Origin of the sequence: Pelosinus propionicus DSM 13327, from assembly GCF_900114615.1 — a bacterium.
Taxonomy (GTDB): domain Bacteria; phylum Bacillota; class Negativicutes; order DSM-13327; family DSM-13327; genus Pelosinus; species Pelosinus propionicus.
In genome coordinates this window covers 92,525-107,257 of record NZ_FOTS01000007.1, presented here as the reverse complement: position 1 = coordinate 107,257, position 14,733 = coordinate 92,525, and the positions used below count along the sequence as shown (strand labels likewise).

General features: G+C 40.2%; 13 protein-coding genes. 4 read left to right on the top strand and 9 right to left on the bottom strand.

Features of this window, described 5'->3' with window-relative positions; translation table 11 throughout:
- Nucleotides 1-7 precede the first annotated feature (7 nt).
- From BMZ99_RS05360 to BMZ99_RS05350, 3 genes are read right to left on the bottom strand one after another with little or no spacing between them, the layout of a single operon-like run.
- The gene (locus BMZ99_RS05360) at nt 8-1,027 is read right to left on the bottom strand and encodes a FecCD family ABC transporter permease (RefSeq protein WP_090933691.1); all 1,020 of its coding nucleotides are present in this window, start codon (nt 1,025-1,027) and stop codon (nt 8-10) included.
- Complete coding sequence (locus BMZ99_RS05355; protein WP_090933690.1) at nt 1,020-2,027, bottom strand: FecCD family ABC transporter permease; 1,008 nt, start codon at nt 2,025-2,027, stop codon at nt 1,020-1,022. Before BMZ99_RS05355 ends, BMZ99_RS05360 begins: the two co-directional genes overlap by 8 nt.
- A 9-nt stretch (nt 2,028-2,036) precedes the next feature.
- Nucleotides 2,037-3,023, bottom strand: coding sequence for an ABC transporter substrate-binding protein (locus tag BMZ99_RS05350; protein ID WP_090933688.1), 987 nt, complete (start codon nt 3,021-3,023; stop codon nt 2,037-2,039).
- Between the two features lie 309 nt (nt 3,024-3,332).
- On the opposite strand from BMZ99_RS05350, the gene BMZ99_RS05345 reads away from it, so the two are divergent.
- A complete protein-coding gene (locus BMZ99_RS05345) occupies nt 3,333-4,091 on the top strand; it encodes a helix-turn-helix domain-containing protein (protein ID WP_090933686.1) in 759 nt (252 codons plus the stop codon).
- Between the two features lie 140 nt (nt 4,092-4,231).
- Here BMZ99_RS05345 and BMZ99_RS05340 read toward each other — a convergent pair whose 3' ends face one another.
- Nucleotides 4,232-4,924 carry a Crp/Fnr family transcriptional regulator gene (locus BMZ99_RS05340; RefSeq protein WP_090933684.1) on the bottom strand — a complete coding sequence of 231 codons (693 nt, stop codon included), beginning with the start codon at nt 4,922-4,924 and terminating at the stop codon, nt 4,232-4,234.
- Between the two features lie 103 nt (nt 4,925-5,027).
- Between BMZ99_RS05340 and BMZ99_RS05335 the strand changes: the two genes are divergently transcribed.
- Nucleotides 5,028-5,714 carry an ATP-binding protein gene (locus BMZ99_RS05335; RefSeq protein ID WP_245754826.1) on the top strand — a complete coding sequence of 229 codons (687 nt, stop codon included), beginning with the start codon at nt 5,028-5,030 and terminating at the stop codon, nt 5,712-5,714.
- A 112-nt stretch (nt 5,715-5,826) separates the two neighbouring features.
- Here BMZ99_RS05335 and BMZ99_RS05330 read toward each other — a convergent pair whose 3' ends face one another.
- Nucleotides 5,827-6,261, bottom strand: a complete 435-nt coding sequence (locus BMZ99_RS05330) for a MarR family winged helix-turn-helix transcriptional regulator (RefSeq protein ID WP_090933680.1) — start codon at nt 6,259-6,261, stop codon at nt 5,827-5,829.
- Nucleotides 6,262-6,440: 179 nt separating this feature from the next.
- On the opposite strand from BMZ99_RS05330, the gene BMZ99_RS05325 reads away from it, so the two are divergent.
- The gene (locus tag BMZ99_RS05325) at nt 6,441-7,442 is read left to right on the top strand and encodes a YhdH/YhfP family quinone oxidoreductase (protein WP_090933678.1); all 1,002 of its coding nucleotides are present in this window, start codon (nt 6,441-6,443) and stop codon (nt 7,440-7,442) included.
- 119 nt (nt 7,443-7,561) lie between these two features.
- On the opposite strand, the gene BMZ99_RS05320 is transcribed toward BMZ99_RS05325, so the two are convergent.
- The 4 genes from BMZ99_RS05320 to BMZ99_RS05305 all read right to left on the bottom strand — a co-directional run bounded on the left by BMZ99_RS05320 (nt 7,562) and on the right by BMZ99_RS05305 (nt 13,700).
- Nucleotides 7,562-7,981: a CBS domain-containing protein gene (locus BMZ99_RS05320; protein ID WP_090933676.1), complete on the bottom strand. Its 420-nt coding sequence runs from the start codon at nt 7,979-7,981 to the stop codon at nt 7,562-7,564.
- A gap of 76 nt (nt 7,982-8,057) precedes the next feature.
- The gene (locus BMZ99_RS05315) at nt 8,058-11,195 is read right to left on the bottom strand and encodes an efflux RND transporter permease subunit (protein ID WP_090933675.1); all 3,138 of its coding nucleotides are present in this window, start codon (nt 11,193-11,195) and stop codon (nt 8,058-8,060) included.
- Between the two features lie 13 nt (nt 11,196-11,208).
- Nucleotides 11,209-12,378 carry an efflux RND transporter periplasmic adaptor subunit gene (locus BMZ99_RS05310; protein ID WP_090933673.1) on the bottom strand — a complete coding sequence of 390 codons (1,170 nt, stop codon included), beginning with the start codon at nt 12,376-12,378 and terminating at the stop codon, nt 11,209-11,211.
- A gap of 32 nt (nt 12,379-12,410) precedes the next feature.
- Nucleotides 12,411-13,700: a TolC family protein gene (locus tag BMZ99_RS05305; RefSeq protein WP_090933671.1), complete on the bottom strand. Its 1,290-nt coding sequence runs from the start codon at nt 13,698-13,700 to the stop codon at nt 12,411-12,413.
- 299 nt (nt 13,701-13,999) lie between these two features.
- Between BMZ99_RS05305 and BMZ99_RS05300 the strand changes: the two genes are divergently transcribed.
- Nucleotides 14,000-14,617, top strand: coding sequence for an outer membrane beta-barrel protein (locus BMZ99_RS05300; protein ID WP_090933669.1), 618 nt, complete (start codon nt 14,000-14,002; stop codon nt 14,615-14,617).
- Nucleotides 14,618-14,733: the final 116 nt, after the last annotated feature.

Here is a 14,733-nt window from a genome sequence, read left to right as displayed (position 1 = left end):
CATCCTCTTAGGCTTTACTTCTAAATAACAAATAAATAAAATAAGGTACTCCGATCAGGGATACGATTGTCCCTGTAGCGACTTCGGCCGGTGCAAAGATGTTTTTGGCGATAAAATCCGCCACGATCACAAGAAGCATGCCTAACATTGCACATAAAGGAATAATTTGCTGATGGCGAATACCCGTCAGAGATTTGGCTAAATGAGGAACAATTAATCCTACAAACCCGATACTCCCGGACACAGAAACACAAGCACTAACTAGCCCAGTGCTGCAAAGCAATAAAATGACCTGCTCTCTCCCTACAGAAACACCTAGGCTTTTGACGCTGCTTTCCTCAAGTTGGAACAAATCAAGAATATGGGCTTTCCAGAAAATAATAGGCAGTAAAAATAAGAACCATGGCAATATGGAGATACTATATTGCCAATCGGCGTGAAACAGACTGCCGACGCTCCAAACTGTCGCGGTGTGAAAATCCGTAGGATCCATTTTTAATGTAATATACAATGAAAGCGCCGCAAAACCAGAACCAAGAGCAATTCCCGTTAACAAAAAGCGCTGAGAATCCAGCCTCCCATTTTTCCAGGAAAGAAGATACACTAAAACGGAAGTAGCTAATCCTCCAATTAAACCAAAAAAGGGCATAGCCAGTATTGAAAGCCAATCTGTTCCAGCAAGTTTCCCCTGATAAAAGAACATAAATACAACAATAGCAAGACCCGCTCCAGCATTGATGCCTAAGATGCCAGGATCAGCCAATCCATTTCGGGAAACACCTTGTAATACAGCTCCGGCGACTCCCAGACCCGCCCCTACCAACCCGGCAATCACAATCCTGGGCAGCCGAAATTGATAAATCAGTATATCATATTCTCCATTACCCTGGCTGAATAGCGTCTTAACGACCTCAGCAAAAGTAATATCAAAGACTCCATAACTAAGGCTTATATAAATAGCAGCTACAATTAGCCCTAAAGCAGTAAGCATGATGCCCACAAAACGCTCCTGACTGTATTTAAGCATACGTATTGCCCCCCTTTTTCCTGGCTAAATAAAGAAAGAAAGGCACGCCAATCAAAGAGGTGATAACTCCAACTGGAGTCTCGAAGGGATAGTTGAGGAAACGGCTTACTATATCAGATAAAGCCAAAAATATAGCACCTAGCACCCCTGAACAAGGTATGACCCATTTATAATCAGCACCTACAAGGAAGCGAACGATATGGGGAATAATCAGACCTACAAAAGCAATTTTGCCAGCTAAAGCCACAGCACTCCCTGTCAAAAGCATGACTGCTGCTGCTGCCAAGACTTTAACGACAGTAGTCCGCTGTCCTAGGCTGACCGCCACTTCCTCTCCCAAAGAAAGAACGGTAACAGACCTGGAAATTCGAAGTGCCGCAAGCATTCCGGCTACTACAAAGGGAATCGCTAATCCTACCTGCTCCAGCTGCAACTGATGCAGACGCGCATGATACCAAAAGCCAATATTTTGAGAAATTTGAAAATAGATTGCTAAAGCAGAAGCAAAGCTGCTTAGAAATGTTCCAATAATTGTCCCTAAGATAGCCAGCCTTACTGGTGATAATCCATTAGGCAATATGGATCCCAAACCAAAGACAATCCCTGCCCCAAGAGCAGACCCGGCAAAGGAAAATATGATCCGCTGCAAATCAGAGGCTTCGGGCAGCAAAATCATACTTAAGGTAACAGCTAAAATTGAACCATCACTAATACCCATAATTCCGGGAGAAGCTAGATAATTTCTGGTAATTCCCTGCATCAGGGCCCCGGATACACTAAGAGCACAGCCAATCAGCATCGTTCCTATCACTCTGGGCAGGCGGGAGCTCATAATAATCTGATGATCCACATTGGTGGGATCAAATTGAAATATGGCATTTTGTATCGTCATTACATCAATCTCTTTTGCACCATATAGTATAGATAAAGCTGCCATCAAAAGGATTAACACTGGAGATGCCAGCAAAATCATATAAGGAAAATAACGTTTTACATACATTGGTTCCCCTCACTTTGTACCATTCATTGATAATTTTTCCATAGCGGCATTTAGAAACTGAATTTTTCCGCCGATTGCTACCCCTTGCACCAAAGGGTCAACTACATTAATAAATACATTATTATTCTTTACCGCTTTCAGACTGCGCCATATCGGATTCTGCTGCAAGTCATTTAATACGTTAGGTTGAGCAGGACTTTCAAGTACGGCATATTGCAAAAAGATATAGTCTGGGTCCATTTCACTAAACTTCTCTAAAGAAATGACCTCTTGTGCTTTGACAGCTTTAATTTCCTCTGGAACAGGCAAACCTAATTCCCCATACAATATTTCATTAAAAAATACATCAGCTGGATAAACACCAATGTTACCCGCACGAATTCGTACCGCTACCACTTTTTTATCCCTCACGCCTTCTGGCAACCGGGTTTTGGCAGCTGCTGCATCCTTTTCATATTTTCGCAGTACTTCTTCTGCCTGCTCTCTTTTACCAGTCAATTCACCAAGAAAGAGGAGGTTGGCTTTCCCATCAATGGGAAAATGGGATATGGGGATGGTCGGAGCAATTTTTTTCAATTGCTCTGCCGTAGATGCAGGGAATTTGTCGCTGCTCAAAATGACATCCGGTCTTATTTTCAAAATCGCTTCAAAGCTAGGCTGCATCCGTTCTCCAATGGGTTTTGCATCTTTCGTAATATCTGCAAACAGAGCCGGAAACGTCCCTCCAATCGTCATAACACCAACCGGATTTACCCCTAAGACTAACAGATCCTCTAACGCTTCCAGCGCACCTGTAACTACAATTTTATCAGTCTTGCCAGGCAGAACATATTCTTTTCCAAGATACGAATGACGTTTTTCTCCTGACCGCTCCTTTACTGAAACTGACGCACTCGATTTCGCTTGATATAGTACTGTCTTATTGACATAAATACCTGTAATGAGACCGCCAGCGATTACAACCGCCAATACTACTATCCACATTTTTCTTGTCATGTTATTGCTCCTTACTTTATCTCAGTAAGAAAGAAACGTATATTCGCTCCCTTCATAAAATTGCACTGATTTTATTTCTCAATTAAAGATAGCATTTCTCCTATGAATTCCTTAGAAGAATATTACGATTTTTATAACAATATTGTGATTTTCAGAAAATAAATGTCTTGCCAAATCCGAGGCAACTCATCAAATCTCATTGACAACCAAGGAAAAGAAGCATACAATAAATAAAATCAACAATTGATAATGGTTATCACGACCTAACGATACTTAAGAGTCCGATCGGATGTTTTGGAGGTATGCTGCATGTTAGTTCAAGAACATATTCGTCAAATCGATACAAAATTCTTTTTGTGTACTCATCTTCCCATTCGAACCTTTGATTTCAACGGAAATCTCATTTATTCCGCTGGCTATAATCGCGAGATGGAAGATTTTTTTGAACACCATGACATTTTTGAGCAAGTACGTCAAAAACTTGTCACCAAAACTGAAAACTGCATTATTACGATTTCCTGCTTGGAATCGATTTCTTTCACCGCTTGCTGGGTTTGCAGCAAAAACATCAATTGGGGCTTTCACATCCTAGGTCCTTACACCACTTTAGAAGCGGTCAACCCTTTCGACATCGTATACAAGCCAGCTTATTGTATCCCGTACTTAATTACATTGCTGGGCACTATAGCAGCAGATAGTGCGTATTTGAAGCAAAAAATCAAGAAATTTAACGACATGCCTTATAGTACCTATGTCAAAAAATCCATTGATTACCTAAATGCGCGCTACCATGAAACCATCAAACTATCGGATATTGCGGCGCACCTGAATATCAGCAAATATTATCTTTGCAGCTTGTTTAAAAAAGAAACAGGGAAAAACTTCTCTCAGTACCTCAATGAGATCCGGATTGAGAAAAGCAAGGAACTGCTATTAAAGAAAAATTTATCTGTCCTGGACATTGCTCTTTCCGTGGGTTTCAATAATCAAAACTATTATAATGTAATGTTTAAAAAATTTATGAAGCACACTCCTTTAGAATTTCGCAATCATCGTCAAACATCCTAATTCATTACAATGCAGCGACCATCTATTGAAGTATATCTAAGTAGCCAATCTATTACTATCGATTATACTATAGCAATAACCCTCTAAAGCAGTGAACATTCCTTCTGCTTTAGAGGGTTATTGCTATAGTTACGCTGGAGTCACTCAGCGCCTCGTCTTAACATGGCAAGATTATTAATTTTAACCGATGTACGATAAAATTCGATAATCCCTTCATCCCGCATACGACCTAGTTCGCGGGAAAGCGCTGTTCGGGAAACGCTGAGAAAATCAGCTAATTCATTACGTTTTAATGGTAAAATAAAGGTATGTTTTTGATTGATCTTATATTGCTCCAGAAGATAAATGCTTATTTTCTCCCGCATACCTTTTATCGCCAAGTATTCCACTCTTTGATTCAGCATCAGTGCCTTCGTTGATAAAAGCACCAGCATATTTTTAATCAGTTGCTTGTACCCTCCACAAACATGAGTACACTCACCGATTATTTTCTCAGGGGGTAAAAACATCACCGAGCATGTACTCTGAGCAAAAACTGATGCCGGCCAATGTTTTCTTGGTGAGAACGCGATCATTTCTCCAAATAGATCGCCCGGGCGAATCACTGTCATGATAACGCGGCTGCCTGACGCACTTTCTTTGATGATCGATGCCTCTCCTGAAAGCAAGATGCCCAAACCGGTATAAGGCTCACCCTGGACTGCAATATAGCTGTTTTTGCTAAAGGTATTGATTTTAGGTTTTAAACATTCTAACATGATATCTAGTTGACTCGGTGAAATATCATGAAAAATTGGCGATGAAACCAGAATTTTTACTATATTTGCATCCAAATGACGGGCACCTCACTCTCGGTAGCTATAGCTACCGATTTTTTATCTCTATTGTATTACAGTTAGGTATAAGAATTCAATGAATATCCCTTAGGAGGAAATTATGATGCAACTTCGAAAAGTGAGTAAAATCGATGAAGAAAAATGCACCGGATGCGGAATTTGCACCCAAACCTGTCATGAAGGTGCTTTGCAATTAGTCAATGGTAAAGCCAAATTGATTTCAGCTTCCCAATGCGACGGTCTGGGGATCTGCCTGCCAGCTTGCCCTAATGGGGCAATTACCCTGGAAGAACAACCCGTTACAGCTGCTCCTGCAAGTACTCCAGCAAATACAAAATTTCAATGCCCGGGAAGCCACTCTAATCGAATTGAAAGGAAAAAAATTAACAGTCAACTGCTAGAGCCGACAATCATTCCACAATCCCAATTGCAGCAATGGCCTTGTCAGATCAAACTCATTCCTACTACTGCAAGTTATTTTCAAAATGCTCATGTTTTGATTGCTGCAGATTGTACAGCATATGCCTATGCTAATATTCATCATGATTTTATGCGTGATAAGATTACCCTTATTGGCTGCCCAAAGCTGGATGAGGGAAATTATGCCGACAAGCTCAAAGAAATCTTCCAATCTAATACCATCAGCTGCATCACCGTATTGCGAATGGAAAAGCCTTGCTGCAGCGGCTTGGTCAATGCTGCCCGGGAAGCATTAGAAAACAGCGGCAAGTCCATTCCCTTTGACTTTGTAATTATCGGAGTTGACGGCAGTATTATCAGCTCTTAAAACTAAGCGAACAAGATCTCATCAACCCACTGCTAGATTACATGGCTACAATGAAAAAACTCCAGCAAGTTTTCAGCTTCACTGGAGTTATTTTTTATCCGTTCGGTAAATACTAAACCGAATCAAAATTATTATTTAATTTCTTTAACAAACGTAAAAAAACTTCCTGTTCATCAACAGAAAACCCCTTATAGGCCGTCTGATACACCTTACTTGAGATTTCACTGAACTTTGCCTGCATTTGCTTGCCCTTCTCCGTTAGCATGATATACGTAACTCTTTTATCAATTTCATTCTTTTCTCTTGTGATATAGCCTAAATCCATTAGCTTATTTACTAATGGTGTTATCGTTGATTTGTCCTTTCCGATTGTTTTGGCTATTTGCTTCATGGTTAGCTTATCATGATTTTCATAAAGGGCGGTAAGAATATTACCATGAGACGGAATCAAATCATTTAATTGATTTTCCTGTAGTTGCTTTTCAATAAAGTGTAACATTTTATCTTTCGTTCTACTGATAAAGTAGACGATGTATTTATCCTTCATAATAACAACCTCATAACAAATAGTAATTCTATATCGGATAACCATTGTAATTATAGTACTACGTAAAATCCCATGTCAATATGAAATATTCTTTAAAATTCGATATAGTTTGACACAAAACTATTATCTGTTATAATGTTTTTAACACACTTTATAAATTAAGAAAGGAAAGTGAACCAATGTCTACAACCCACTTTAAAGCCATGTTGGTAACAGAGAATACAGATGCTACATTTTCAAGAGAAATTGTCAATAGAGAGCTTGTCGCCCTTCCAGAAGGAGATGTTTTAATCCAGGTAAAATATTCTTCTTTAAATTATAAGGATGCTTTATCTGCTTCGGGCAATAAAGGCGTCACAAGGAAATATCCTCATATTCCAGGTATCGATGCTGCAGGAATTGTTGTGGAAAGTACGAGCGAAAATTACCATGCTGGCGATCATGTTCTGGTCACAGGTTATGATTTAGGCATGAATACATCTGGCGGCTATGGACAGTATATTAGAGTTCCTGCTGACTGGGTGGTTAAGTTGCCTGAGAATCTTTCATTACGAGAAAGTATGATCTACGGCACTGCTGGCTTTACGGCTGCGCTTTCCGTCTATAAAATGATACAGGGCGGTATCAAACCCAGTGCAGGTAATATTCTCGTAACGGGAGCAACTGGCGGTGTAGGCAGTATTGCAGTGAGTATCTTACATAAGCTTGGCTATAGCGTCATTGCAGCTACTGGTAAAGCAGAAGCTAAAGAGATGTTATTAGAAATCGGCGCCAAAGATATTATCTTAAGAGAAGAGCTTAATGATCAATCAGGAAGAATCCTATTAAAAGGAACTTGGGCTGGTGTCATCGATACCGTTGGCGGAAACATGTTAGCCACTGCACTAAAATCCACAAACTATGGCGGTAGTGTAACGTGCTGCGGAAATGTAGCCTCTCCCGAGCTATTAACCTCTGTATATCCATTTATCTTAAGAGGCATCACTCTATATGGAGTAGATTCGGTAATGTGCCCTATGGATTTGCGTTTGGAACTCTGGTCTTTACTCGCAAATGAATGGAAACCTTTTCAATTAGAACAAAATGTCGAAGAAGTATCATTAGAAGGCTTAAATCAAAAAATCGACTTAATCCTACAGGGAAAACTTCAAGGCAGAACTATCGTCAATCTTGCTTTGTAAATAATTGAACCACAGAGCTACAGAAAATAAATAAATGGTTAGAATGGTCTCCAATTAAAAACACAAGAACGAGGTGCGGCTTTTACGCCGCCCTCGTTTTTTTGCTGCTACTATATGATTTATATAGCATCTGGTTTTCTCGAACATTGTTTTGCATAATGCTCAATAATCTCTCTTCGGCGAATAATCCCGATAAAAATTCCACTGTCATCCACAACTGGAACAAAATTTTGTACGATAGCTAAAGAAAGTAATCCTTCAATTTCAGCATTTACACGCACCGGATTATTAATCATCCTCCAAGGAATTTCGTCTATCATAACCTGCTCTGTATCAGCGAAGGTTAAGCCTGGTGTATTTTTCATCTTCCAAAGTAAATCACCCTCGGTAATCGTCCCAGCATATTTACCGTCCTCATCAATGAGAGGAACAGCCGTATAGCGATGATATTCCATTTTCTCAAGAGCCTGCCGCATCGTACTATTTACTGGCAGATAAACAACTTCATTTTTGGGAATCAGAAAAAATGCAATGTTCATGGAAAGGAATCCTCCAGCTTTGATTTAGTTGCTGATTGCAGTGCTATCATTGCCTTACAGCAATAGTATCAAAGTTCTACATAGCCTTTGGTTTTTCCTCGTTTTTATGCCCTTTTCCTGTAATCTTTTCTACCACTACGAACAGTACAGGGATTAAAAAAATCCCAAGAGTTGTAGCGGTAAACATACCTCCAACAACTGCCGTCCCCATAGAATTTCTAGCGCCAGCACCAGCTCCCGTAGCAATTGCTAAAGGAAAGCAGCCAATAATAAACGCTAATGATGTCATCAGAATCGGACGCAGACGGATCTTAGCTGATTCTATGGCAGCCTGTACGGGATGCATGCCTTTATCAACTCTGACTTTAGCAAATTCAACAATTAATATTGCATTCTTTGCTGCCAAACCAATGAGCATGACTAGCCCAATCTGCATATACACGCTATTTTCTAAATTACGTACATACTGAAATAGAAACGCACCAAATATTCCTACAGGAACAGTAAGCAGCACTGCAAAGGGAACACTCCAGCTTTCATAAAGTGCAGCTAAACACAAAAATGCAAATACGATTGCCATGCCAAAAACGATGGGGGCCCGATCACCAGAGAGTTTTTCTTCTCGGCTTTGACCTGACCATTCATAGGTATAACCTTCAGGTAATACTTCAGCAGCCACTTCTTCCAAGGCCGTCATTGCTTGACCCGAACTATATCCTACCGCCTGGCTGCCGCTAATTTTAACTGCCTTAACACCATTGTATCTTGTAATGACCGATGGAGCGCTTACTTTTTTTGGTTTTACCAAGGTATTTAACGGTACCATTGTGTCGTTTGAACTCTTTACAAACAAATATCTCATGGCGTTAACATCACTGCGAAATGCGGCATCTGCCTGTACGGAGACCTTGTAAGTACGTCCAAACTTATTGAAATCATTTACCTGTGATCCACCGAGGAATATCTGTAAAGTGGTAAAAACATCATCAACGTCTACACCCATTTTTTCAGCTTTCGCCCGGTCTACTTCAAATTCATACCCTGGTGTATTGGCTTTGAAGTTAGACGCAATTGACCCAATTTCAGGACGCTGCTGTGCTGCAGCAATAAATTTCTGTGCTATACTGTCTAAATCATCCAATGAACCTCCGCTTCGATCTTCCAGCATAAAGCTATATCCGCCCACCATCCCAAGTCCTGGAAGAGCAGGAGGAGCAAACGAAATTACAGTTCCTTCTGGCAATTGAGCTCCGCTCATGAAGGTTTGTGCAATTTCCGCTTTCACTTGTAATTGCGCATCTTTTCTTTCTTCCCAGGGGGCCAATGAGATAAACATTGCACCTGCATTTGGCTTCGTTCCTCCGCCTAACATGTCCATTCCGGATAAGGACATCACATTTACAACTCCTCCTTGTGAGGACACGGTTTGGGTTAAGCCTTTCATTGCATTAATCGTACGATTTAAGCTGGATGCTTCTGGCAAAGTAAGAGAGGTCATATAGAATCCTTGATCTTCATCAGGCACAAAAGAAGTAGGAACCAGCTTATACAATACGCCAATCAATATAAATACAACCAACAATAGAACCATACACAATCGTGCTTTAGCAATGATTTTTGTTAAGCCTGCTCCATATTTTTCAATTGCCTTATCAAAGCAGTTATTAAATTCATCAAAAAATCTGCCCACAGCCCCTTTATGACTATTGGGGTCATAGGGTTTCAATAGCAGTACGCAAAGTGCCGGTGTAAGAGACAACGCAACAACAGCAGATAGAGCCATGGATACGGCAATGGTTATAGCAAACTGTTTATATAGAATTCCCATCATTCCGCCAAAAAAAGCGACTGGAATAAATACAGATGCTAAGACAAAGGCTATGGCAACTACCGGGCCGGAAACTTCGCTCATCGCCCGCCTCGTAGCTTCTAAAGGAGTTAGTCCTGAATATCGCATGTGATGCTCAACTGCCTCAATTACAACAATCGCATCATCCACTACAAGCCCGATGGCAAGCACCATGGCAAATAAGGTCAATGTATTGATCGTAAAGCCTAAGGCACTAAAAGCTCCGAATGTTCCCAGCAGGGATACAGGAATTGCCAATGTAGGAATCAAAGTGGCACGCCAGCTCTGCAAAAAAAGGAATACAACAATGATTACCAGCAGCAATGCTTCGGCAAAGGTTTTTCCAACTTCTATCATTGATTGCCGTACAAAATTGGTATTATCAACGACTATTTTGTATTGCATCCCCACAGGGAAATTTTTAGACGCTTCTTCCAAAACCTTTTTTACATTTCCGATTGTTTCTAAGGCGTTTGCATCACTGGTAAGCTGAATTGCAAACCCGGCACTTTGGTGACCATTAATCAGACTGTCATAGGTGTACTCTTTGCTGCCGAACTCAACTCTAGCTACATCTTTGATATGAACCGCTGAGCCATCGGAATTGGATCGAATAATAATATTTTCAAACTCTTTAGCAGTACTAAGACGTCCCTTTACGCGAGCCGTATACTGGAACTCCTGATCGGATGCTACCGGCATTTTTCCAAGAGAACCAGCAGCAGCCTGCACATTTTGTTTTTCAATAGCCGATGTCACTTCACTTGTAGAAATTGCCAGTTCCGCCATTTTTTCAGGCTGCAGCCATATTCGCATACTATAATCGGAACCAAATGCCGACACATCGCCGACACCTTTGACCCGTTTGATATCATCAAGAAAGTAGATACTTCCATAGTTCTTTAAAAAATTTACATCATAGGTATCATCTGGGGAATAGAGATTAAAAATCATGGACATATCTTGAGACGCTTTTCGAGTTGTAATGCCTGTTGTCTGAACAGAACTTGGTAATGATGCGTTGGCCTCTGATACACGATTTTGCGTCTGCACGGCTGCAGTGTCAGAATCTTTTCCAGATTCAAACTGAACCGTTAAGGAGTAGGAACCTGAGTCTGTACTGGTGGAAGACATGGAGGACATACCTTCTACGCCATTTACTTGCTGCTCAATTACCTGTGCTACCGTTTGATCTACAACATCAGCATTTGCCCCTTGATAACTTGTGCTAATGCTTACTGTTGGCGGCGAGATCTGCGGATACTGCGCCACAGGTAGGCTGAAAGCAGCAGTTACGCCTATTATTGTTATGATAATTGATAAAACGATAGCAAAAATAGGGCGATCAATAAAAAATTTAGCCATTGAAATCTCCCCCTTATTGCTTCGCCGGAGTCTGTAAATCCTCCGGTTCTATCATAGTTACTTTTAATGTTGTTCCTTGCTTAACCTTGTCGATACCTTCTACAACAATACAATCATCAACCGTAAGTCCTTCTTCTACGATCCACATGTTGCCAACCTTATTTCCCATCTTGACGCTGCGGCTTTCGGCTTTGTTGTCTTTTGTCACTACCGTAACAAATGTATTTTCCAATAATTCTTTTACTGCCCGCTGGGGAATTAGCAACGCTCCCTGACGAACATCTCCTTGGGCTGACACCCGGGCAAACATTCCAGGCAAAAGAAGCTTTTGCGGGTTACTAAAAGCTGCTTTTAGTGTAATTGTCCCTGTGGTATCACTTACGCCCTTATCGATTTGCTCGATATGACCAATTAGGGGATATTCTGCGCCATTACTAAGGGTAAGTTTAAGATTGTCCTTAAAATTACTCGGCAGCGTACCATTCCCTTGCTGAGCAAAGTTTAAGTATTCATTCTCACTCATACTAAATTGCACCCAAATAGGGTCCATTGATGATACGGTCGCCATAGTAGTGGACCCGGCCACTACATAATATCCGTTACTTACGTCGTTGACGTCAATTCGTCCATCAACAGGTGAGACGATTATCGTATCTTGTGAATCCTGCTCAGCCTGCTGCAAATTGGCCTGATTCACCTCAACAGTAGCAGCATCTTCTTCTGCTTGCGATACATTCGCATCTACGGTTTGCTGCGCAATACCGTTTACACTAGCTAGTTTCTGATATCTCTCCACATCTTTTTGGGAATTACGAAGGGTCACTTTTGATTTGTTTAGGGTTGCTCTAGCAGAATTTATAGCTGATCGATACTGCTTGTCATCAATCTGAAACAATGGCTGCCCCTTATAAACTAAATCTCCGCCATTGACCATTTTCGCTACAATGTTACCAGAAACTTTAGACATAATTTTAATTTCATCTTTCGATTTTACTTGTCCTACGAATTCATACTGAATCGGAGTATCACGTTGAACGACTTTCGTTGCTTTTACTGCTACTGCTTGTGAAGCTTGGGTGGTTTGTGTCTTTGAAAACCATCCTGAATGTACAATCGCAGCACCTACTAAAATCGCCGAAATTATGACCGCCGCATATCTTCTAGTTGAATATTTACTGTTCACTAACGATTCCTCCTAATAACGACATTGGTGTTTTATTTTATGGGAATCCCCATAGCCTGCTCTAACTTTGCTTTATTGGTATTATAGTCATATAAAGCCTGGATATGATCTTTCTTAGCGGAATCTAACGATAATACTGCATCAAGAAGGTCAAGATTAGTACCAACTCCCACATCATAACGAACTTTTTGGATCATAAGACTTTCCTCCGCTTGGTCTACCGAGACTTTACTTGTCTCAATCCGTTTTTCAGCTTCATACATACTGAGATAATACTGGCGAACACTCAACAAGATAGTATCCCGTTCTGTTTTCGCCTTATCTTCTACCATATCCACATTATGTTGTGCCTGCTTCACTTTGGAATTGGTTAATCCGGAATCAAATACATTGAAAGAAGCTGTCATTTTCAGCGTCCAATTATTATTTTTTGCACCCGGAAGATGTGTATCATTCCAATCCTCCGTAGCTGCCAGATCAACTGTAGGCAGATAACCGCTTTTAGCAATTTTAACGTCATATTGGGCACTGGCGATATTTGCATCACTTTGTGCTAGCTCCAAACGGTGGTTTTTAGCATATTCAATACATTCCTCAAGGGTTTTGGAATACTTTTCATATTGAAAGCTGTCTTTTAATTTTAACTCCGTGTCATGGGATAGCCCTATTGCATTATTAAGTGCAGCCATCGCATTATTGTAATTATTTTGCGCTTTAACTAGACTATTTTGAGCCGTTGCCAAATTGACTTGGCTTGATAGTATATCCGTTTTAGCAACAAGACCTAAATCATATTTTGTTTTTACTAAATTCAAATGATCCACATAGTTATTCACGGTGTCCTGATTCACTTGCACTTCGTTGCGATATTCTAAAACCGTAAAATAGTCCGTAACCACATCTAATTTAAGCTGCTGTTTCGCTAGATCAATTTCCATTTCCGCCACTTCAAGGCTCAGTTTAGCCTGATCAATTTTATTCTCTAATTTATTACCCGAGTAAATCGGCAGGCTAAGCGATAAGCTATTATCAAATTCAGTAGTATAGGTGTATGCGGGAGTTAATACTGTAGGTGCTGTCTTGTACCTTTCACTTATGTGACTATAGTCAAGAGACACTCCTTTATTCTTCTTTGCTTCTTCGACAGCCCAATACGATTTTTCCCGCGAGGACTGTGCATATTTTATATCATGGTTATTTTGCAGAGCCAATGCTATTCCTTCATCCAATGACAGCTCAATGGGGTTTGCAAATGCAGCTTGGCTGAAAGTCAAAATGAAAATGGGGACTAATGCTGTAAAGCACCGCAGTTGTATATTCATTCGTTACCTCCTAATGAATCTTAGATCTGTAAATTATATCAACCTAAAATTACATTTAGTTGTAACTTATGTGTCGATTCTGTCACAATTCTTATTTATTTATGAAACGACAAAAAGCAACTATATGCGATTTATATCGAGTCTTCAAATACAAATAAAATAATCTTTTGTTATAATCCATATAAAATTGCTTTGTGTTTCTGTCTTAAGCCGAGGACACAGAGAATATATAGATCGATTAGAATTACCTTATAATTATGCAAAAGATCATTTTACACAAAAACAGGGAGGTTTTATCTATGAAAAAAATTATTACTGTGGTCTTTTTATTATTTATCTCCACTTCAGCTCTTTGCTCAGCCAGTCCTGTGCCAAACTATTCCTTGGGGGAAATCTCAATTGACATGAATTTAGGTGCCCCGGACCTGACAAATGACAGTGGAAAAGCCGACGGAAAATATAATGTAGGATACAGTGTAACAGCAGGGGTTGGATTTGGTTTTGCCGGACAATATACCTATAATAATTTCAAGACAAAATCTCCTCTTAATGGAAGCAATGAAATTAAGGCTCAGCAGCTAAATGTCATAAGCAATATATTTGATACCATTGCTAATGTTTCTGTTTTTGGGGGTATTTCACAAACTGAGGCCGTTGGCGGATCTCAAAAGGATGGACTTGTTGTGGGAATCGCTGCAAATATGCCAATCGCGCCAAAAACGAAAGTCTATGGAGTACTCAGCACAGGCAACCACCTTGGAGGTTATGAAATAGGCATAAGCTATCATATAGCTAAAGATACAGACTTTAACCTTGGCTACCACGATACCAAATATAAAGATTTAACTTTTGAAGATGACACTAAGAGCGACGTAATCTCAAAAGGGTTCATTGGCGGTATTCATTTTAAGCTATAGTCCCTATAGCACTTCCTAATTTCGGTAAATTAGGAAGTGCTTCTTATTTATCATCCTATTTTCAAGCATTAGAAAACGGCTACTCATCTATGCATGAGTAGCCGTTCCTATGATTG

What these genes read in the sequence shown, in the direction of transcription:
- BMZ99_RS05360 (WP_090933691.1), bottom strand. Translation starts at nt 1,027, where the DNA reads ATGCTTAAATACAGTCAGGAGCGTTTTGTGGGCATCATGCTTACTGCT.
- BMZ99_RS05355 (WP_090933690.1), bottom strand. Translation starts at nt 2,027, where the DNA reads ATGTATGTAAAACGTTATTTTCCTTATATGATTTTGCTGGCATCTCCA.
- BMZ99_RS05350 (WP_090933688.1), bottom strand. Translation starts at nt 3,023, where the DNA reads ATGACAAGAAAAATGTGGATAGTAGTATTGGCGGTTGTAATCGCTGGC.
- BMZ99_RS05345 (WP_090933686.1), top strand. Translation starts at nt 3,333, where the DNA reads ATGTTAGTTCAAGAACATATTCGTCAAATCGATACAAAATTCTTTTTG.
- BMZ99_RS05335 (WP_245754826.1), top strand. Translation starts at nt 5,028, where the DNA reads ATGATGCAACTTCGAAAAGTGAGTAAAATCGATGAAGAAAAATGCACC.
- BMZ99_RS05330 (WP_090933680.1), bottom strand. Translation starts at nt 6,261, where the DNA reads ATGAAGGATAAATACATCGTCTACTTTATCAGTAGAACGAAAGATAAA.
- BMZ99_RS05325 (WP_090933678.1), top strand. Translation starts at nt 6,441, where the DNA reads ATGTCTACAACCCACTTTAAAGCCATGTTGGTAACAGAGAATACAGAT.
- BMZ99_RS05320 (WP_090933676.1), bottom strand. Translation starts at nt 7,981, where the DNA reads ATGAACATTGCATTTTTTCTGATTCCCAAAAATGAAGTTGTTTATCTG.
- BMZ99_RS05315 (WP_090933675.1), bottom strand. Translation starts at nt 11,195, where the DNA reads ATGGCTAAATTTTTTATTGATCGCCCTATTTTTGCTATCGTTTTATCA.
- BMZ99_RS05305 (WP_090933671.1), bottom strand. Translation starts at nt 13,700, where the DNA reads ATGAATATACAACTGCGGTGCTTTACAGCATTAGTCCCCATTTTCATT.
- BMZ99_RS05300 (WP_090933669.1), top strand. Translation starts at nt 14,000, where the DNA reads ATGAAAAAAATTATTACTGTGGTCTTTTTATTATTTATCTCCACTTCA.